Source organism: Rhizobium ecuadorense (genome assembly GCF_001187535.1).
GTDB classification, from domain to species: domain Bacteria; phylum Pseudomonadota; class Alphaproteobacteria; order Rhizobiales; family Rhizobiaceae; genus Rhizobium; species Rhizobium ecuadorense.
Genome location: NZ_LFIO01000876.1, coordinates 1 through 206, shown reverse-complemented (window position 1 = coordinate 206; position 206 = coordinate 1). Strand labels below are relative to the sequence as shown.

General features: G+C 58.3%; 1 protein-coding gene. It reads left to right on the top strand.

Features of this window, described 5'->3' with window-relative positions:
* The coding region (locus AF337_RS45415) for a GNAT family N-acetyltransferase (RefSeq protein WP_160320315.1) at positions 1-150 on the top strand (150 nt) is incomplete at its 5' end.
* Positions 151-206 lie beyond the last annotated feature (56 nt).

The following is a 206-nucleotide window of genomic DNA, read 5'->3' as shown; positions in this document are numbered from 1 at the left end:
GTTTATGAAGACAACGCCCGTGCTATCGCTCTCTACGAAAAGATGGGATTTGCACGCGAAGGCATCGTCCGACGTGCGGCACGCATCGACGGTCAGTTCATCGATGCGATCAGCATGGCGCTTTTGTTCGACGAGCGCGGCGCGGCATAGATCCCGGTATCGCGTCGATTTCTGAATGGGCCCCCGCGAGCCCGGCTGATCAACAT